General features: G+C 71.3%; 18 protein-coding genes. 8 read left to right on the forward strand and 10 right to left on the reverse strand.

Going from position 1 to position 18,293, the window contains the following annotated elements; genetic code table 11:
- The first annotated feature begins 62 nt into the window (after window positions 1–62).
- The 3 genes from M4960_RS15145 (at window position 63) to M4960_RS15155 (ending at window position 2,185) form a co-directional block, all read left to right on the forward strand.
- The gene (locus M4960_RS15145) at window positions 63–629 is read left to right on the forward strand and encodes a hypothetical protein (RefSeq protein ID WP_248704673.1); all 567 of its coding nucleotides are present in this window, start codon (window positions 63–65) and stop codon (window positions 627–629) included.
- The gene (lepB, locus tag M4960_RS15150; protein WP_123293649.1) at window positions 626–1,246 is read left to right on the forward strand and encodes a signal peptidase I; all 621 of its coding nucleotides are present in this window, start codon (window positions 626–628) and stop codon (window positions 1,244–1,246) included. Before M4960_RS15145 ends, lepB begins: the two co-directional genes overlap by 4 nt.
- A gap of 147 nt (window positions 1,247–1,393) precedes the next feature.
- Window positions 1,394–2,185 (forward strand): AraC family transcriptional regulator, encoded by a 792-nt coding sequence (locus M4960_RS15155; protein WP_131846926.1) that lies wholly within the window; start codon window positions 1,394–1,396, stop codon window positions 2,183–2,185.
- 12 nt (window positions 2,186–2,197) lie between these two features.
- Here M4960_RS15155 and M4960_RS15160 read toward each other — a convergent pair whose 3' ends face one another.
- Complete coding sequence (locus tag M4960_RS15160) at window positions 2,198–2,518, reverse strand: hypothetical protein (protein ID WP_123340134.1); 321 nt, start codon at window positions 2,516–2,518, stop codon at window positions 2,198–2,200.
- 141 nt (window positions 2,519–2,659) lie between these two features.
- Here M4960_RS15160 and M4960_RS15165 point away from each other — a divergent pair, with 141 nt between their 5' ends.
- Window positions 2,660–3,865 carry a PP2C family protein-serine/threonine phosphatase gene (locus tag M4960_RS15165; RefSeq protein WP_131921262.1) on the forward strand — a complete coding sequence of 402 codons (1,206 nt, stop codon included), beginning with the start codon at window positions 2,660–2,662 and terminating at the stop codon, window positions 3,863–3,865.
- A 222-nt stretch (window positions 3,866–4,087) separates the two neighbouring features.
- Here M4960_RS15165 and M4960_RS15170 read toward each other — a convergent pair whose 3' ends face one another.
- A complete protein-coding gene (locus tag M4960_RS15170) occupies window positions 4,088–4,957 on the reverse strand; it encodes a phosphoribosylaminoimidazolesuccinocarboxamide synthase (protein ID WP_248704674.1) in 870 nt (289 codons plus the stop codon).
- Entirely contained in the window at window positions 4,954–6,222 is a 1,269-nt protein-coding gene (gene purD / locus M4960_RS15175; RefSeq protein WP_248704675.1) for a phosphoribosylamine--glycine ligase, read from the reverse strand. Before purD ends, M4960_RS15170 begins: the two co-directional genes overlap by 4 nt.
- Window positions 6,223–6,279: 57 nt before the next feature.
- On the opposite strand from purD, the gene M4960_RS15180 reads away from it, so the two are divergent.
- Window positions 6,280–6,642 carry a sterol carrier family protein gene (locus M4960_RS15180; protein WP_131846930.1) on the forward strand — a complete coding sequence of 121 codons (363 nt, stop codon included), beginning with the start codon at window positions 6,280–6,282 and terminating at the stop codon, window positions 6,640–6,642.
- Between the two features lie 222 nt (window positions 6,643–6,864).
- On the opposite strand, the gene M4960_RS19815 is transcribed toward M4960_RS15180, so the two are convergent.
- Complete coding sequence (locus M4960_RS19815; protein ID WP_248704676.1) at window positions 6,865–9,396, reverse strand: LuxR C-terminal-related transcriptional regulator; 2,532 nt, start codon at window positions 9,394–9,396, stop codon at window positions 6,865–6,867.
- A 162-nt stretch (window positions 9,397–9,558) separates the two neighbouring features.
- Between M4960_RS19815 and M4960_RS15190 the strand changes: the two genes are divergently transcribed.
- Window positions 9,559–9,954 carry a hypothetical protein gene (locus M4960_RS15190; RefSeq protein ID WP_111085569.1) on the forward strand — a complete coding sequence of 132 codons (396 nt, stop codon included), beginning with the start codon at window positions 9,559–9,561 and terminating at the stop codon, window positions 9,952–9,954.
- Between the two features lie 83 nt (window positions 9,955–10,037).
- Here M4960_RS15190 and purF read toward each other — a convergent pair whose 3' ends face one another.
- Window positions 10,038–11,495, reverse strand: coding sequence for an amidophosphoribosyltransferase (gene purF, locus M4960_RS15195; RefSeq protein WP_111085568.1), 1,458 nt, complete (start codon window positions 11,493–11,495; stop codon window positions 10,038–10,040).
- A gap of 73 nt (window positions 11,496–11,568) precedes the next feature.
- Here purF and purM point away from each other — a divergent pair, with 73 nt between their 5' ends.
- Window positions 11,569–12,666 carry a phosphoribosylformylglycinamidine cyclo-ligase gene (gene purM / locus M4960_RS15200; protein WP_248704677.1) on the forward strand — a complete coding sequence of 366 codons (1,098 nt, stop codon included), beginning with the start codon at window positions 11,569–11,571 and terminating at the stop codon, window positions 12,664–12,666.
- A gap of 242 nt (window positions 12,667–12,908) precedes the next feature.
- Here the strand turns inward: purM and M4960_RS15205 are convergent, their stop codons facing one another.
- On the reverse strand, window positions 12,909–13,127 hold the full coding sequence (locus M4960_RS15205; protein WP_111085566.1) for a DUF3073 domain-containing protein: 219 nt from the start codon (window positions 13,125–13,127) through the stop codon (window positions 12,909–12,911).
- 158 nt (window positions 13,128–13,285) lie between these two features.
- On the opposite strand from M4960_RS15205, the gene M4960_RS15210 reads away from it, so the two are divergent.
- Entirely contained in the window at window positions 13,286–14,401 is a 1,116-nt protein-coding gene (locus M4960_RS15210) for an NAD(P)-binding domain-containing protein (protein WP_248704678.1), read from the forward strand.
- A 34-nt stretch (window positions 14,402–14,435) separates the two neighbouring features.
- Here M4960_RS15210 and M4960_RS15215 read toward each other — a convergent pair whose 3' ends face one another.
- The 4 genes from M4960_RS15215 to M4960_RS15230 all read right to left on the reverse strand — a co-directional run bounded on the left by M4960_RS15215 (window position 14,436) and on the right by M4960_RS15230 (window position 18,271).
- Complete coding sequence (locus M4960_RS15215; protein ID WP_123671966.1) at window positions 14,436–14,876, reverse strand: DoxX family protein; 441 nt, start codon at window positions 14,874–14,876, stop codon at window positions 14,436–14,438.
- A 109-nt stretch (window positions 14,877–14,985) separates the two neighbouring features.
- A complete protein-coding gene (locus M4960_RS15220; protein ID WP_123293659.1) occupies window positions 14,986–15,231 on the reverse strand; it encodes a DUF3072 domain-containing protein in 246 nt (81 codons plus the stop codon).
- Window positions 15,232–15,284: 53 nt separating this feature from the next.
- Window positions 15,285–16,040: a hypothetical protein gene (locus tag M4960_RS15225; RefSeq protein ID WP_248704679.1), complete on the reverse strand. Its 756-nt coding sequence runs from the start codon at window positions 16,038–16,040 to the stop codon at window positions 15,285–15,287.
- 11 nt (window positions 16,041–16,051) lie between these two features.
- Entirely contained in the window at window positions 16,052–18,271 is a 2,220-nt protein-coding gene (locus M4960_RS15230) for an APC family permease (RefSeq protein WP_248704680.1), read from the reverse strand.
- Between the last annotated feature and the right edge of the window lie 22 nt (window positions 18,272–18,293).

Genomic DNA, 18,293 nt, shown 5'->3' on the forward strand with positions numbered 1-18,293 from the left:
CGTGGCCATCGCACTCGGTGTCCTGTCGGCGAGGACCGGCACGCGAGGGCCAAGATGGACGGATGCCACGCACACGACCACCGCTCGGACGCGGACGCGGACCCCGCGGCGGTCGTCCGGACCCGCGCGACCTGCCGATCGAGCACGTCCGCGACCGGATGTCGTCCTACATCTACGGCAACATCACGGTGCTCGCCGCCGCGATCGCCGTCGACCCGGCCGCCATCCACCACGGGTCGGCGATCTGGGCCGTCCTGGCGACCGCGGTCCTGACCTACCTGGCGCACGTGCTCGCGCACCTGGTGGCGCACGGCCTCGGCGGCGACGACTCCCAGACGGACGACGCCCGGCGCGAATCGGTCCTGACGATCATGCGGAACGCGAACCCGATCGCGACGTCCGGGCTCATCCCCGCGGTGCTGTACGCGGTGGCGTGGATCGGGTGGATCCCGACGGGGTGGGCGCAGACGGCCGCCCTGGTCATCCTGGTCGTGCGCATCGGCATGGTCGGCGTCTTCATGCAGCGGTTCAGCGGCAAGCGGCCCACGTTCCTCGGACTCTGGGGCGGCATCGTGCTGGCCGCCCTGGCCTTCGTGATCGGTCTCGTGAAGGTGGTGTTGACGCATTGAGTGCCACCGAGTCCGAGCCGAAGCCGAAGCGGGCCGGCTGGAAGTTCCTCCGCGACCTCGTCGTCATCGTCGTCGTGGCGCTGCTGGCGTCGTTCCTGGTGAAGACCTACCTGGTCCGGTCCTTCTACATCCCGTCCGCGTCGATGGAGAACACGCTGCTGATCGGCGACCGCGTGCTCGTCAACGAACTCGTCCCCGGCGCCGTGCCGCTGCAGCGCGGTGACGTCGTCGTGTTCCAGGACCCGGGCGGCTGGCTCGGCACCGGGCAGGGCGACGACCTGATCAAGCGCGTGATCGGCCTGCCCGGCGACACCGTCTCGTGCTGCGGCACCGGCGGACACCTGTCGGTGAACGGCCACCCGGTCGACGAACCGTACGTCGTGCCGGAGATCGGGTCGGACCGGGTCTCCGGCACCGACTTCGACATCACCGTGCCGAAGGGGCGCATCTGGGTGATGGGCGACAACCGGTACAACTCGGCGGACTCCCGCGTGCACGGCACGGTGCCGGTCGACGACGTGGTCGGTCGTGCGTTCATCACCACGTGGCCGGTGTCACGGTGGACGGTGCTCTCGCGGTACGCCGACGAGTGGGACCAGGTGCCGGACCCGTCCTGAGCGGTCCGGGGCGGTCGTTGCCCGCCCCGGTCGTCCGGTGCGGTAGCGTTCCGATTCCCGTGCCGGACCGTCCGCAGCGGGGTGAGCGGAGGCACTGTTCCGATGGACGCTGTGCCCTTCGATGCTGTGCCCATCAACGCTGCGCCCATGGACTACGTGACCGGGGGTGACGCGGAGCTGTCGATCCGGCGCATCGGGACGCACGGACACCGCTCCGGCACGATCGGCCCCCGACCGGACCACGTGGTCTTCTGGCTCGCCGACGGCCGTGCCCGCCTGACCGCGGACGACGGCTCGAGCTGGGACGTCGGCGCCGAACGCCCGATGATGCTCTCCGCCTCGGTGGCGTACGGCTTCGACACCGACGCCACGGCGATGACCCTGCTGCACCTGTCGACGGCGTTGCTCGGCGGCGGCGGTCCAGCGGCCGAGTTCCGGCAACCGGACGCCGCCGACCCTCGGATCGAACCCCTCCGAGCACTCCTCCGCGACGTCACCGGTCGCGTCCTCGACCCCGCGCTGCCGGCCGACGAGCGAGCCGCCCTGAACCGACGCATCGCGACGGTCGTGCTGTCGACGTTCTCGCCGTCACGGTCCGACGTCGAGCACCGGATGCGTCGTGCGATCCGCTTCGTGCACGACCAGGCCGACCAGCCGCTCTCGGTGGCCGACATCGCGGACTCGTGCGGCCTGAGCGAGCGCGGCGTGCAGGACCTCTTCCGCCGGCGGCTCGCGGTGACGCCGATGCAGTACCTGCGCGAGGTGCGGCTCGACCGGGTCCACCTCGAACTCGGCCGATCGCGTTCGGGCGGGCTGCTGGTGAGCGACGTCGCCCGGCGCTGGCAGTTCACGCACCTCGGTCGCTTCGCCGCCCACTACCGCGCACGCTTCGGCGAGCAGCCGCACGAGACGATCGCGCGAGGTCCGGGCGCGGTCTGAACCGAACCGCGCTCAGCAGCCCGTCGTCGTCAGGGTGACCGTCGCGACGGCGTCGTTCGTCACCGTCGTCGTCTGCGGGCACAGCGAGCCCGCGCGGACCGTCACCTTGCCGAGCGGGACGCCCGCGAAGTCCGCGGTGCCTCCGGGGAACACCCGCTGGTGCTCGGAGAGCTTGCCCGTCGACGCGAAGACCTTGACCTCGTACGGGTGGTCGGCGGCGTTGTCCGACACGGTGACCGAGACCTGGCCGGTCGAGTCGTGGGCGCCGCACCCCGCGAGCGTCACCAGAGCCGCCGCAGCGAGGGCGACAGCGGGCAGGACACGGCGGGACACGCGTCCAGGGTAGTCCGGCACCGGGCCGCGCCGGACCAGGGTCGACCGCCGAGCGCTCGGCGAGCCTGCCCCGCGGACTGGGGTGGTGCGTCCTCCGTAGTGGGGACAGGCCCTGTCCGGTTGGCGCGTTAGCGTGGGTGCATGCACTCGGAGACAGCGACGACCGTCCCAGTCACCGGCGCGCCCGACGCCGTGCGCCGCGCAGCGCTGCTCGCCGCACTCGACGTGGTCGAGGGTGGCGCCGAAGAACGCTTCGACCGGATCACCCGCATCGCGCGTGAAGCCCTCGGTGTCTCCGGCTCCTTCCTGAACCTGGCGGGCGAGACCTCGCTGACCATCAAGTCCCAGCAGAGCGACAGCCACTTCGGACCGGTCATCCCGCTGCAGGACACCTTCTGCGGGCGCACGCTGGGGGAGCGCGGCCCCGTGCTCGTGCCGGATGCGCGCATCGACGCCCGCTACTCCGACATGCCGATGGTCGTCGGCGACCCGAACGTCCGCTTCTACGCAGGGGTCCCGCTGCGGCTCGGCGACGACGACGTCAAGGTCGGCACTCTCTGCCTCATCGACCCGGAACCACGGACCCTCGACGCCGACGAGGTCGCCCTGCTCCAGGAGCTCGGTGTCTGGGCCGAGCGGGAACTGGCAGCCGGTGCCGACGAGGACCGCCTGCGGTCCGTGCTCGCGGGGCTCGAACCCGGCACGGTTGACGTGCCCGGCTACCGGATCGCGGGGCTGTCGGTGCCGCACGGCGTCGTCTCCGGCGACTTCCACGACTGGCACCGTTCCGGCGACGACGCCGTGCACCTGACCGTGGCGGACGTCATGGGCAAGGGCATGTCCGCTGGGCTGCTCGCCGCGAACATCCGCGGCGCACTGCTCGCCCGCGGCGACCTGGCACCCGACGTCGCCGTCGCCGAGCTCGAGGCGCAGGTCGCACCCGACCTCAGCCGCGCCGAGTCGTTCGCGACGATGTTCCACGGCCGCCTCACGCCCTCGACCGGCCGGATCGACTTCACCGACGCCGGACACGGCCTCGTCCTGCAGCTCCGCGACGACGGCGCCGAGCGCATCCTGCGGTCGTCGGACCTGCCGATCGGGCTGCACCCCGCGGGCATCGAACGTGCCTCCGGGTCGCTCGTCATGCGTCCGGGTGACGTGGTCATCGTGGTCAGCGACGGCGCGCTCGAGCTGTGGGACTCCACGCTCGCGTCGCTGTCGCAGCTCGGGGAGCTCTACCGCGGCTCGCCGGACATCGCGACGTTCCTCCAGCGGGTGCGGTCACGTGCGGTCGACCACGACCCGGGCGACGACCTGACCGTCGTCGTCGTCGCGCGCGACCTCTGACGACGCGCCGTCGGCAGGTCGTCGGCAGGTCGGGACTGGTCGCTCGTCGACTGGTCACGACGTGCCGTCGGCGCGCCGCCGGACGGTCACGAACGGTCAGGCGCCGGGGGTCTGAACGACGGCTCGTGACCGGTCGCCGGATGTGAGCGGGGTGTCGTGACCGGTCGGGGCCCGGTCGGGGCCCGCTCGGGGCCCGCGCAGCAGGCCCGCAGCAGGAATCAGCTAGGCGCCGAGGCGCTCGATGAGCTCGGCGTAGCGCGCGGCGGTGCGGGACACGATCGCCTCGGGCAGCACCGGAGGCGTGCCCTGGCGGTCCCAGTTGGCGCTGAGCCAGTCGCGCACGATCTGCTTGTCGAACGAGTCCGTCCGACCGTCGGCCCGGGCGTCCCAGTACCGGCTCGAGTCGCTGGTCAGGACCTCGTCCGCGATCCGGATCCGGCCGTCGGCGTCCTGCCCGAACTCGAACTTGGTGTCCGCGATCACGACGTCGCGCTCGAGGGCGATCGCGGCTGCCTCGGTGTACACGTGCAGCGACAGGTCGCGCAGGGTCGCCGCGACCTCGGCGCCGACCAGGTCGACGGTCTGCTCGTACGAGATGTTCTCGTCGTGCTCGCCCTGCGGTGCCTTGTAGGCCGGGGTGTAGATCGGCTCGGGCAACCGGTCGCCGTTCGACAGCCCCTGGGGCAGGGCGACGCCGCAGACGCTGCCGGTCTGCTGGTACTCGGCCCAGCCGCTGCCGACCAGGTACCCGCGCACGACGCACTCGACGGGGAACATCTCGAGCGGCATGACGTGCATCGACCGCGACTCGACCTCGGCCGGTACGGGGGTGCCACCGGACGACGGGCCGATGATGTGGTTCGGCACGTCGCTCAGCTGCGTGAACCAGAAGCGCGACAAGCGGGTGAGCAGTTCGCCCTTGCCGGGGATCGGTGGCTCGAGTGCGAAGTCGTAGGCACTGACCCGGTCGGACGCCACGAGCAGCAGCTCGGACGCACTCTGGATGTCGGCGGTGCCGGTCGGCACGTAGAGCTCGCGGACCTTGCCCGACGAGACGTGGTCCCAGCCCTCGATCACGGGCGCGGCGCTCATCGGGTGACCTTCGCGGCGATGTCGGTGCGGTACTGCGCGCCCTGCAGGGTGATGTCACCGAGGCCCGCGTAGGCGCGCTCCCGTGCCTGGGCGAAGTCGGACCCGGTCGCGACGACGCTGAGCACGCGGCCGCCGGTGGCGACGAGGCTGTCGTCGAGCACCCCGGTGGCGGCGTGTGCGACGGAGACGCCGTCGCGCGCGTTCGCGGCGTCGATGCCGGTGATCGGACGGCCGGTCTGCGGGTTCTCCGGGTAGCCCTCGCTCGCGAGCACGACCGTGACCGCCGCATCCGGACGGAACGACGGTGCCGGGGTGCCCCCGAGCTGGCCCGTCGCGGCGGCGAGCAGCAGCCCGCTCAGCGGCGTCGCCAGGCGGGGGAGGACGACCTGGGTCTCCGGGTCGCCGAAGCGTGCGTTGAACTCGATGACCCGGACGCCCTGCTCGGTGACGATGAGTCCGCAGTAGAGGAGCCCGACGAACGGGGTGCCCTCGTGCTCGAGACGACGGACGGTGGGCAGCGCGACCAGCTCGGTGACCTCGTCGACGAAGGCCTGCTCGGATGCCCACCGATCGGCCAGCCACGGCAGCGGCGAGTAGGCGCCCATGCCGCCGGTGTTCGGCCCGAGGTCGCCGTCGGCCAGGCGCTTGTAGTCCTGCGCGGGGCTGAGCGGGCGGACGTCGTGGCCGTCGCTCAGGAAGAACAACGAGACCTCTTCGCCGTCGAGGAACTCCTCGACCACGACGTGCCCGTGCTGCAGCCAGTAGGTGGCGTGGTCGATCGCGGCCTGACGGTCCTCGGTCACGAGGACGCCCTTGCCCGCGGCCAGCCCGTCGGCCTTCACGACGTACGGTGCGCCGAGCTCGTCGATCGCGGCGACGGCCTCTTCCGCCGTGCCGGCGTACACCGGGCGGCCGGTGGGCACGTTCGCCTCGGACATGATGCGCTTGGCGAAGGCCTTCGAGCCCTCGAGCTGCGCGGCGGCCTTGCCCGGCCCGAAGACCGGGATGCCCCGGGTGCGGACGGGGTCGGCCACACCGGCGATGAGCGGCGCCTCGGGCCCGACGACGACCAGTTCGACGTCGTTCTCGATCGCGTACTCGGCGACGAGCGCGCCGTTGGTGGGGTCGAGGGAGACGGTCTCGACATCGGCGGCGATGCCGGCGTTGCCGGGAGCAGCCGTGATGACGTGGCCCGCCTGTTCAGCGAGGAGGGCCGTGATGATCGCGTGCTCGCGGGCACCGGAACCGAGGACGAGGATTCGCACCCGATCACCCTACCGATCAGGACTCGCCCCCCGCGAGGCGACGGCTAGCCTGTGGAGATGCCACCCAGGAGGATCGAGGACGCCGCCGGCCGCGCCGCACTGACCGCGGTGCAGCAGGGCGACACGGCACGGGCGACCGTCGCGACGGCCGTCCGGTGGACCCTGCAGCGCCTCGCCGACGACGTGCCGGGCAACAGCGTCGAGGTCCGGGTGCCGCCGTTCGCCGCGGTCCAGGCCGTTCCCGGCCCGCGCCACACCCGTGGCACGCCGCCGAACGTTGTCGAGACGGACGCCACGACGTGGCTCGCGCTCGCGACCGCGGAGCTGACCTGGGACGAGGCCGTCGCGCAATCACGCGTCAGCGCTTCCGGCTCGCGTGCGGACCTGACGGCGTTCCTGCCGGTGCGGGTCGCGCTCTAGTCGCGTTCAGCACTACCTAGGCGGACGAACCGAATTAGGTAGTCCCTACCGATGCGGGCGCATGCACTGCGAACCTACGCTTGAAGTCGCCGGGATTCGGACCCGACCCGAACGGGTCCGAACCCGGCGACAGGGACCAAGGTACGCGATGTTCCACACAACGTGTCAACCGCCGCGGCGCGTCGTGCTGCAATGCGCAACGTTCTTGCGTCACGAGTGGACTCAGAAGAGTCCGGCGAGCTCCGAACGAGCATGCAGGTCCCACTTGCCGAACACCCGCGACAGGTGCGCGTCGATGGTCCGCGTCGAGAGCCCGAGCTCCTCGCCGATCAGGCGGTTGCTCAACCCCTGCGCCGCGAGCTCGGCGACCTGGTACTCGCGGTTCGTGAGCGGTGGTTTCGGCCGGCCGGCCGTGACCGCCATGCCGTGCGACGCGAGCACCCCCTGCGCCGCGATCACCCGCGTCCGGTCGCGTGCGGTCAGGGCGTCGGCGTACTCGACGATCGCCGCGGCGAGCGGACCGTCGACCCGAGCCGCTGCCTCGCGCATGCGACCGAGCGAGGTACCGGTCTCGCGTCCGTTCAGCATGTCCATCGCGTAGTGCAGCGTCTGCGCGTACATGACGTGCGTCCACCCACCGCTCGCCGTCCCGCGGTCGATGATGTCGTCGGCGTGCCGGAGCCCGGCCGGGTTGCCGAGCACCGCCTCGGTCCAGGCGATCGTCACCGCGACCTGCTCGCCCGTGATCCGCATCGCCCGCTGCGGGGTGGCCCTCGCCCGGTCGAGCGCACGAGTCGCGTCCTCGGTTCGACCGGCGTAGGCGTACGCCATCGCGAGTCGTGCCCACGGGTAGGCCGCGAAGCCGCCGTGGTCCGCGACGTCGTACCGCTCGCAGGCAGCCGAGAACGCCGCGATCGCGTCGTCCCAGCGCCGTTGGCCGATGGCGAGGTTGCCGTCGCCGATGAGCTCGAGGGTGAAGTCGTACTTCAGGTACGGGTTCGACCGGCGGACCGGCACCTCGGTGAGCAGGTCGGCGAGGTCGCCGCGCCAGACCTGCACCTGGTGCAGCACTGAAAAGATCTCGCCGACGCTCCACGGTGCGTCCTCGAGGCGCTCGATCGCGGTGGCCAGTGCCCGGCGACCGAGGGCCGAGGCGTCGTCGAGCCGGCCGGCCGTGGCGAGCGCCATGATCGCGCAGGGGGCGACGCACAGGAACGCGAACGGGATCGTCGGGGCGTGCACGATGCCGCTGTGCTCGAGTTCGGCCCGCACCTCGTCGAACCGTCCGCCCCACCCGAGGTGTGCGAGTCGCAGCAGGCGGAGCCGTTCGACCGCGTCGCCGGACACCAGCCGGCTGGCGACGTCGGTGAGCGCGACCGCTGCCAGCACGTCGTCGTCGTGGAACTGCCGGATGTTGGCGAGGATCTCGCAGGCCTCGACCACGAGGGCGTCGTCCACCGTGCCAGGGTCCGCGCGGGCGACGGCCCAGGCAGCCTCGGCGTCGGCGCGACCGGCCTCGCGCCCGTCGGTGTACGAGTACGCCAGCGACCGCAGGCAGCGCGCGGCGACCTGCTCGTTCGGGTGCAGCGTCCGCCGGAGCGCTGCGGAGGCGAGGGCGATCGCGCTCTCGTGCTCCTGCAGCCGCACCGCGACCTGCGCCGCGTCGAGCAGCTGCTCGACCGGGGGCACGACACCGCAGTCGAGCGCCCAGAGCGCTGACCGCAACCGTGCGGCGGGCGGGGCACCCTCGGGACTGTCGGCGCGGAAGGCGTTCGCGCGGGCGAACAGTGCCGTGCGGCGGGCGACCGGCACCAGGCCGCGGATCACGTCGCCGACGAGGGGGTGCTGCGGACGGGCCACCGCGGCGCCGTCGTCGAGCGAGTCGATCCGGACCAGCCCGAGCGCGACCACGCGGTCGACGTCGCCACCGCTGACCAGGCCGAGCAGCCGCGCGAGCGGGATCGGGTCGGCCAGCGCCACGATGTCGACGACGTCGCGTAGGTCCTCCGGCAGCGAGCCGAGTTCCGTCCGGTACATGTCGGCGAGGCTGTTCGACGCCGTCACCCGGCCGCGCCAGTACCACCCGGACGCCGTGTGCTCGAGGGCACCCGAGGTACGGGCTGCGCGGACGACCTCGCGCAGGTAGAGCGGGTTGCCGGCGGTCGCGCGGTGCACCCGTTCGGCCGAGGCGTTCTCGAGCTGCGAGCCGAGTGCCTCGGCCACCAGGGCCGACGTCTCGCGCAGGGTGAGCGGCTCGAGGTCGATGCGCTCGAGCAGGTCGTCCTGCCACAGGGCGCGGAGCGGTTCCGGCAGTGCGGTGAAGTCACGGCAGGTCAGGACGAGCCGCGCACCCTGGTGCCGGACGAGCCACGCCACGTACCGGGCGGAGATCGCGTCGAGGTGGTCGGCGTCGTCGACGCGCAGCAGGACGTCGCGGTCCGCCAGGCCGGCGATCGCCCGGAGGCGCTGCTCGGCTCCGGCGTCGTCGGACAGTTCCGACAGGGTCGCCGGCAGCTCGCCGAAGCGGTCCGAGATCGCGCCGAAGGGCATCGACCGCCCGGAGGCGACGGCGGTGATGGGCACCACGACCGTGCGCCCGGTGGCGTCCCGTCCGGCGACGCGGTCGGTGACGCGGGCGGCGACGGTGCTCTTGCCGAGACCCGGGGCACCGACGAGCGCGACGCTCCACTGGTGCTCCGCGACGACGGACACGGCACGGTCCTCTTCGTGGCGTTGCATCACGGGCCAGGTCACGCGCGCCGGGGTGCTCGGGGTGCGGCCTCGTCCCCGTACGGTCCGTTCTCGCATCCGTGTCACCTCCAGCCCTTGGGATACCAACGCGTACGGATCATCCTCTCCTGGATCGGACTGCGCGGACAGGCCGGGAGACGTCCCACAGTGGGGGACAATGGGTGGGTGAGCAACACCGATCGACCCGACGACCAGCCGGTCCCGGCCCCTGCGCCGAACGCCGTCTCCACCTCCGACGAGGTCACGATCCGTCGTGCCCCGAAGTTCGGGGTGTTCATCGTCGGCGGTGCGGTGCTCGGGTTCATCGCGACCCTGATCGTCGTCTCGCTCACCATGAACCTCGGTGGCCAGCAGGAGGAGTCGAGCTTCGGCAGCCTGGTGGGCTACTTCAGCCTGTGGGGCGTCACGATCGGCGCCTTCGTCGGCGCGGTCGTCGCCGTCGTGTTCGACCGGGTCTTCGCCCGGCGCGCGGCCCGCCTGACGGCGGAGCGTGTCGAGGTCGAGCTGCCGCCCGAGACGGTCGACGGCGAGATCGACGAGCACGGCGACCAGCGGCCGTAGCCGCAACCGCTTCCAGACGGGAGGCCCGTGGCGACACCGCCACGGGCCTCCCGTCTGTCAGGTGGGTGCGTCTCGGACGCGACCTAGCTGAGCTGGTTCGCCTCGACCCAGGACAGGTACTCCGGGCTCACGGTGCCCGTGACGTACTCGCCCGTGAAGCAGCTCATCTCGAGGTCAGTCACGTCGGAGCCCTCGATGATGGCGTCCCGCATGTCGCCGATCTCCTGGTAGATCAGGTGATCGCTGCCGAGCACGCGGTTGATCTCCGGGATCTTCCGGTCGTGCGCGATGAGCTCGTCGCGCGTCGGCATGTTGATGCCGTAGACGTGCGGGAACCGGACCGGGGGAGCGGCGCTCGTGAAGGTGACCTCGTTCGCACCGGCGGCGCGGGCCATCTCCACGATTTCCTTGCTCGTCGTGCCGCGCACGATCGAGTCGTCGACGATCAGGATGTTCTTGCCCTTGAACTCCGACGACATCGCGTTGAGCTTCTGCCGGACGGATCGCTTGCGCTCCGCCTGGCCCGGCATGATGAAGGTCCGGCCGACGTAGCGGTTCTTGTAGAAGCCCTCGCGGTACTCGATGCCGAGCTTCCGCGCGACCTGCATGGCGGCCGGTCGGGACGAGTCCGGGATCGGCATCACGACGTCGATGTCACCGGTCGGCGCGTACTGCTCGATGGTGTCCGCCAGCCGGTTGCCGAGGCGCAGGCGGGCGTCGTAGACCGAGATGCCGTTCATGACCGAGTCGGGACGAGCGAGGTACACGTACTCGAACGAGCACGGCACGAGCCGCGGGTTCTTCGCGCACTGCCGGGCGTGCATCTGCCCGTTCATCTCGATGAAGATCGCCTCGCCCGGGGCGACGTCGCGGACGATCTCGTAGCCGCCGGACTCGAGCACCAGCGACTCGCTCGCGACGACCCACTCGGGCTGGCCGGCCTCGTCGAACTTGTGGCCGAGGATGAGCGGGCGGATGCCGAACGGGTCGCGGAAGGCCAGGAGCCCGTGGCCGGCGATCGTGGCGATCGTGGCGTAGGAGCCCTCGACCCGCTCGTGCACGCGCTCGACGGCGTCGAAGACCTGCCCGGGGTCGAGGTCGGTGCCGCGGACCTGTCCCTGCAGTTCGTGCGCCAGCACGTTCACCAGGAGCTCGGTGTCCGACGTGGTGTTGAGGTGCCGACGGTCGATGTCGAACAGTTCACGCGTCAGTTCCCGCGTGTTGGTGAGGTTGCCGTTGTGGACGAGGACGATGCCGTACGGCGCGTTCACGTAGAACGGCTGCGCTTCTTCCTCGTTGCTCGCCGCGCCCTTGGTGGCGTAGCGCACGTGGCCGAGGCCCATGGTGCCGAGGAGGGCGCGCATGTCACGGGTTCGGAACGACTCCCGCACGTGGCCGCGGGTTTTGTGCATGTGGTGCACGTGACCCTCGACCGTGGCGATGCCCGTCGAGTCCTGCCCGCGGTGCTGCAGGAGGAGCAGTGCGTCGTAGATGGATTGGTTGGCGGGGCCCTGTGCAACGAGGCCGACGATGCCGCACATTCGCGGGTGTGCTCCAGACCGTAGAATCGGGGGGTACCGAACAAGTCTGCCATGTCACCGCGAAGGACTCCGCATGCCCAACCCGTACGCCGAAGCCGGAGTGGACACCGCTGCCGGTGACCTGGCCGTCGAACTCATGAAGTCCGCAGTCGCGGCGACGCACAACAGCCACGTGCTGGGCGGCGTGGGTGGCTTCGCCGGACTCTACGACGTGTCGTTCCTGAAGGACTTCTCACACCCGTTGCTCGCGACCTCGACCGACGGCGTCGGCACCAAGGTCGCCATCGCCCAGGCGATCGACAAGCACGACACCATCGGGCAGGACCTGGTCGGCATGGTCGTCGATGACATCGTGGTGGTCGGTGCGAAGCCGCTGTTCATGACCGACTACATCGCCTGCGGGCGCGTCGTGCCGAACCGCATCGCCGACATCGTCGCCGGGATCGCCCGCGGCTGCTCGGCGACGGGCACCGCGCTGGTCGGTGGCGAGACCGCCGAGCACCCCGGGCTGCTCGGCCCGGACGACTACGACGTGGCCGGCGCCGCGACCGGTGTCGTCGAGGCCGGTTCGCAGCTCGGTGCCCACCTGGTGCAGGACGGCGACGTCGTGCTCGCCATCGAGTCGTCGGGGCTGCACTCGAACGGGTACTCGCTCGTCCGGCACATCCTGGCGTCGCGCGGGGTCGGGTACACCGACCAGCTGGCCGAGTTCGGCGGCGTCTCGGTTGGCGAAGCCCTGCTCGAGCCCACCCGCCTGTACACGACGCCGCTGCTGGAGCTGCTCGAGCAGCACCCGGGCGCCGTGCACTCCCTGTCGCACGTGACCGGTGGTGGCATCGCGGCGAACCTGGCGCGCGTGCTGCCCGTCGGCTCGTGGATCGAGGTCGACCGCTCGACCTGGCAGCCGCTTCCGGTCTTCCGCGTGCTCGCCGACATGGCAGGCGCGCCGATCGAGGACACCGAGGGCACCTGGAACCTGGGCATCGGCATGTTCGCCGTGGTGTCCGCCAGCGCCGCGGTGGATGTCATCGAGTCGCTCGGCGTGGCCGGGATGCCCGCGTGGCCCGTCGGCACGATCGCCACGTCGGCCCGCGACCTGACCGGCTTCGAGCAGGGCGCCAAGGGCGTCGACGGCGGTGCCGTGCGGCTCGTCGGGAGCTACGCCGCCTGAGCCTGCCGGCCACGCCCGTCACGCAGGCCGCGTGGCGGGCGTTCGTCGTGCCTCCAGGCCGCACGACCTGCCGTCAGGTGTCCGCCGAGCGGTCACGAAGTGCCGCTCGGTCCGGCCGCGGGCGGCACTTCGTGACCACTCGGCATTCCCCGCGTGGGGAGTCGCGACCGGTCCGCGTCATCCGCGTGGGCACGCAGAAACGCCGCGCTGCCCGGAGGCGCGCGGCGTGACGGCTGTGCCGGTCAGGCGGACTTGTTCTGGTCCGCTTCGGTCTCGAACTCGTCGGATTCGTCTGCCGCTTCGGGACCGTACTGGTCCGCCCAGCGGTCGACGAGATCGTCATCGGAGTGTTGTCCGGCGGAGAGCTCCTGCTCGAGTGCACCGTAGTTCGTCTGCGGGCTGAAGTACTTCAGCTCACGGGCGACCTTGGTGTGCTTCGCCTTTTGACGGCCGCGCCCCATGCGTGACCCCCTCGTTCGGCTCTGGTCCGGTCCTGGCGAATGACGGAAGATCACTCGGGGAACCAGACGGTTCGTGGTTTGAAATCTGCCGATCACTCTACCATGTACCTCGATCTGGACGTCGCCGCGACGGCTCCGCGCACAGGAGAATCGAAGTGATGACCGAACCCCTCGAGAACGCAGCCGACCAGTCCGCCCGTGTCGTCGTCATCGGTGCGGGGCAGGCCGGACTGTCGGTGGGATACCACCTGCGCCGCCTGGGGCTCGTGCCCGGCACCGACCTGGTGCTGCTCGATCGTGCCCCGAGCACGGGCGGCGCCTGGCAGTTCCGGTGGGAGGCCCTGCGGCTCGGCGCGGCGCACCGCGTGCACGACCTGCCGGGGATGCGGGCGATGGGGCTGCAGTTCGACGACGCCGATCGGTCACGACCCGCCCGGGACGTCGTGGGGGAGTACTACCGGCGGTTCGAGCAGCACTACGACCTGCGGGTCCGGCGTCCGGTCTCGGTGCCATCGGTCTCGCGCACCGCGGACGGCCGACTGTGCGTCACGACCCGCTCCGCCGACGGCACGGAGACCCGGATCCGCGCCGACGTCGTGGTGAACGCATCGGGCACGTGGGGCACGCCGTTCGTGCCGTGGTACCCGGGTCGAGGCGCGTTCCGCGGACGACAGCTCGACACGACCGAGTACCGCAGCGCCGCGGAGTTCGCCCGGCAGGACGTCGTCGTGGTCGGCGGCGGGACGAGTGCCATCGGTTTCCTGCTCGAACTCGACGGTGTCGCCCGGTCGACCCACTGGTTCACCCGACGGCCGATGGTGTGGGCGGACTCGTCGTCGCTCGACCTCGAGTCGGCGGTCGCAGCGGTCGACGAGCAGGACCGTGCCGCCCGTGCCGGCGAGGTGCTGCCGAGCATCGTGAGCGGCACGGGCGTGCCGGTCTCGCGGCGGATCCGCGCCGGCATCGACCGCGGGGTCCTGCGCGACCAGCCGATGTTCACGCGGATGGACGAGACCGGCGTGGTGACGGCCGACGGCACGCACGTGCACGCCGACGCGGTGCTCTGGGCGACCGGGTTCCGGGCCGACCTGCGGCACCTCGCGCCGCTGCACCTGCGGACCGCGGCCGGAGGGGTCGTCGTGGCGGACGGGCGCTCGGTCGACGAGCCGCGGTTGTTCCTGGCGGGCTACGGGCCGCAGGCGTCGACGATCGGGGCGAACCGGGCCGGACGGCTCATCGCCCGGCAGGTGATGGACGTGCTCGCCGCCGCGTGAGCCGCTCCAGGGGCGCAGGGCGGCGCAGGGCGGGTCAGGCGGGCAGGGGCTCCTGCACGCCACGACGGCGACGGGACGACGCCAGGAACACAGCGTCGAGCGAGAACCGCCCCGGGCCGGTCAGTGCCACGACGAGCGACCCGACCGCCAGGACGAGCACGTACTCGAAGCCGCCGTCCTGCGAGTAGAAGCCGGACGACGCGTGCGCGAGCAGCCCCGCGACGACCATGTCGACGGCGAGCAGGACGCCCACGACGCGGGTCGCGACGCCGAGCACGAGCAGCACGCCGCCGACGAGTTCGAGGCCCGCCACCAGGGGCGCGGCGACGTCGGCGAGCGGGACACCCATGCCGGAGAAGCCCTGGGCCACGTTCGGGATGCCCTGGGCGAACTTCTGCGCGCCGTGGGCGATGAACACCACCCCGAGGACGATGCGGAGCGCGGTCAGGCCGATGGAGGTCGATGTCGTTCGCATGGCCACGAAGCTAACCGGTGACACGTCATCGATGCCCCTCGTCCGGGGGTCTGCCCGGACATCACCAGAACATGCCCAGGCTGGGGTCCGCCGAAGGGCGGACCCGCTCTCAGGAACCCGTGGTGTCGGTGCCGCGGCCGGTCTGCTGCTGCAGGCGGTCGATGTGCTCCGAGGCCTCGGCCTTGGTCAGGTCAGCGGAGAGCTCCTCGCCGGCTTCACGGGCCAGGGTGTCGAGGTAGCTGCGCTGGGGTCCGGTCATCGGCTCGTCACCGGTGACCCACTGCTCGGGGTCCTTGCTCGCGTCGGTCGACGGGTCCGGACGGGCGCCGCCGAGGGTCTCTTCTGCATCACTCATGCCGAGGACGCTACGCCGCACCTCCGACGCACCCCGCAGGCCCGTGTCCCCCGTCAGATCGGCGTGGCCGAGTACCGCACCAGGTCCGGGCCGACCGCACTCGTCGCGATCGGCACGGTCCTTCCCTCGCGCCGGACCCAGATCGTCGCGGCCTGCTCGTCGATCCGCTCGACCTCGTGCAGCGAACCGTCGAGCAGCACGGTCGCGGACACCACGACCCGGCCGCTGGACGGCCGCGGGGGCAGACCGGGGACGTCGTCGTCGTACGCCGCGTACTCGCCGGGCTGCAGGAACGGGGACACCGGAGCGGTCACGACCTCGAAGCCCTCGTCGACCTCGGCGACCGCCACGAGGCGCACCGCCTGGTCCGTCGGCAGGGGGACGTCGACCACCCAGGGCGCTTCGGAACCGGCCAGTGCGCGGAAGGCGGGCCGACCGTCGGGGGCGAGTCGTGCCTCCAGGCCGTCGATCCGGACCCGTCCGCGACCGCGCGAATCGGCGTAGAGACCGGGCTCGATGCCGGACTGCCGCGCCTCGAGCCGGGTGATGACCACGCGGTCCGGGCGGTACCAGTCGCGCAGGGTCGACGGGTCGACCCAGCCGACGCTGGGGACGCCGCGCGACAGCGCTGCCGACTCGTCGGCGGCGCGCTCGTCGAGCGCGCCCAGGGGGTGCTCGCCGCGCACGGCGACGAGTCCTTCGTGGCGGCTGCCCGCGACGGGCTCGTGGTCCAGCACCTCGACGCGCTTCGACACCTTGCCGCCGTGGCCGTCGAACGTGGCGAACGTCCGCAGGTCGGTGATCGTCATGACGTCAGATGCTACGACTCGTCGCCCCGGCGCGGCGAGGTCGGCACGAGCGCGTGCAGCTCACCGGTGCACTGTGCGGGGTCGACGCCCTCGGCGGGACCGGCCGGTCGGGTCGCGCGACGCGGCTGCAGGCTGTTCCGCTGCGCGGACCGGGCCAGGCGATCGTCGACGACACCGTCGACCGGCGCTCCGGCTGAGCCGGCGACGGACCGGCGGAGCGGGGGCCGCACGGGCTCGCCGCGACGTTCCTGGCCGGGGAGCGGACGCGACCGGCGGCCGTACAGCAGTTCGGACGAGTCGAGCAGCCACGGCACCAGCGCCACGGTGACGCCGTGCACGAGCAGGAGCTTCTTGCGGATGCGACGGCCGCGGTGGTTGTGGAGCAAGCCCTCCCACCAGTGACCGACGATGAAGATCGGCGTGTAGACGGTGACGACCTCGGAGCCGTGCTCGAGCCGGTGCGCCTTGATGTACTTGATGAGCGGCATCGAGATGTCGCGGTACGGACTCGGCACGATGGTCAACGGCATCCGGATGCCGTACTCGGCCCACTGGTCGCGCAGGTGCTGGGCATCGGCGTCGTCGATCGCGACGTGGACCGCCTCGCAGCTGGCGTGCTCGGCCGCGATCGCGTAGTCGAGGGCCTTGAGCACGGGCTTCTGCAGCTTGTTCACGAGCACGACGGCGTGGTCGCCGGTGGCGCCGAACTCGGTCTCGACGTCGGCCTCGATCTCGTGCGAGACGTCGCGGTAGTAGCGGTTCACACCGAGCATGAGCACGTACAGGATCGGCATGATCAGGAACACGAGCCAGGCGCCGTGCGTGAACTTGGTGATCGTGACGATGACCAGGACGACCAGGGTGAACGTGGCTCCGATCGCGTTGATCGTTCGTGAGCGCAGCACCTGTGCTCGGTTGACGGACGGGTCGGCGGTGCCGGCCCGGTCCGCGCGCAGCAGTCGCGTCCAGTGCACGACCATGCCCGTCTGCCCGAGGGTGAACGACACGAAGACGCCGATGATGTAGAGCTGGATGAGGCTCGTGACGTTCGCCCGGTACACCACGAGCAGCGCCGCGGCGACGAGCGCCAGGACGATGACGCCGTTCGAGTAGATGAGCCGGTCGCCGCGCGTCGACAGGGCCTTGGGGGCGTACGAGTCGCGGGCCAGGATCGAGCCGAGCAGCGGGAACCCGTTGAACGCCGTGTTCGCGGCGAGGAGCAGGACCGCGGCCGTCGTCGCCTGGATGACGAAGAACAGCACTGAGTTGTCACCGAACGTCGCCGCCGCGATCTGGGCGATGAGGGAGCGCTGCGGCGTCGTGGCGCAGTCCGCGAACCCCTGCAGGTCGCAGGCGCGTTCGGCGTAGTGCACGCGGGACACGAGCGCGAGCGTGATGAGCCCGATGAACAGGACGATCGCGATGCCGCCCATCGCCACCAGGGTCGCCTGCGCGTTCTTGATCTTCGGGCGTCGGAAGGCCTGCACGCCGTTCGCGATGGCCTCGACGCCGGTCAGGGCCGAGCAGCCGGAGGCGAAGGCGCGGAGCAGCAGCAGGATGAACGCCGCCTGCGTCGTGTGCTCGACGTTGTCGACGGTGTACCCGGCGGACTCGGCGACCGGGGCGTGCCCGGCGGCCACCCGGACCAGGCCGGTGACGACCATCACGAAGACCGACGCCACGAACAGGTAGGTGGGGATGGCGAACGCCTTGCTCGACTCCCGCACGCCGCGCAGGTTCGTGGCGGCGAGGAGCACGACGAACACGAGCGCGAGTTCGACGCGGACGTCGTTCAGCATCGGCAGCGCCGAGATGATGTTGTCCACGCCGGAGGCGACCGACACCGCGACCGTCATGACGTAGTCGACGAGCAGCGCACTCGCGACGACCAGCCCGGCCTTCTCGCCGAGGTTGCGGTGTGCGACCTCGTAGTCGCCGCCGCCGGACGGGTACGCCTTGATGAGCTGCCGGTAGGACGCGACGACCACCACGAGCAGCAGCACGACGAGCGCGGCCACCCACGGTGCGAAGGTCAGGAACGACATCCCGCCGAGCAGCAGGATCATCAGGAGTTCCTGCGGTGCGTACGCGACGGAGGACAGCGGGTCACTCGCGAAGATCGGCAGTGCCAGGTGCTTCGGGAGGAGCTGTCCTTCGAGCTTCTCGGAGGGGAGGGGATCCCCGATCAGTCGCGCTTTCAGCGACCGGACCTCGTTCGTCACGAGCGGCAAACCTACTCAGTTCCGGGCGGGA

Source organism: Curtobacterium sp. MWU13-2055, from assembly GCF_023242305.1.
GTDB lineage: Bacteria > Actinomycetota > Actinomycetes > Actinomycetales > Microbacteriaceae > Curtobacterium.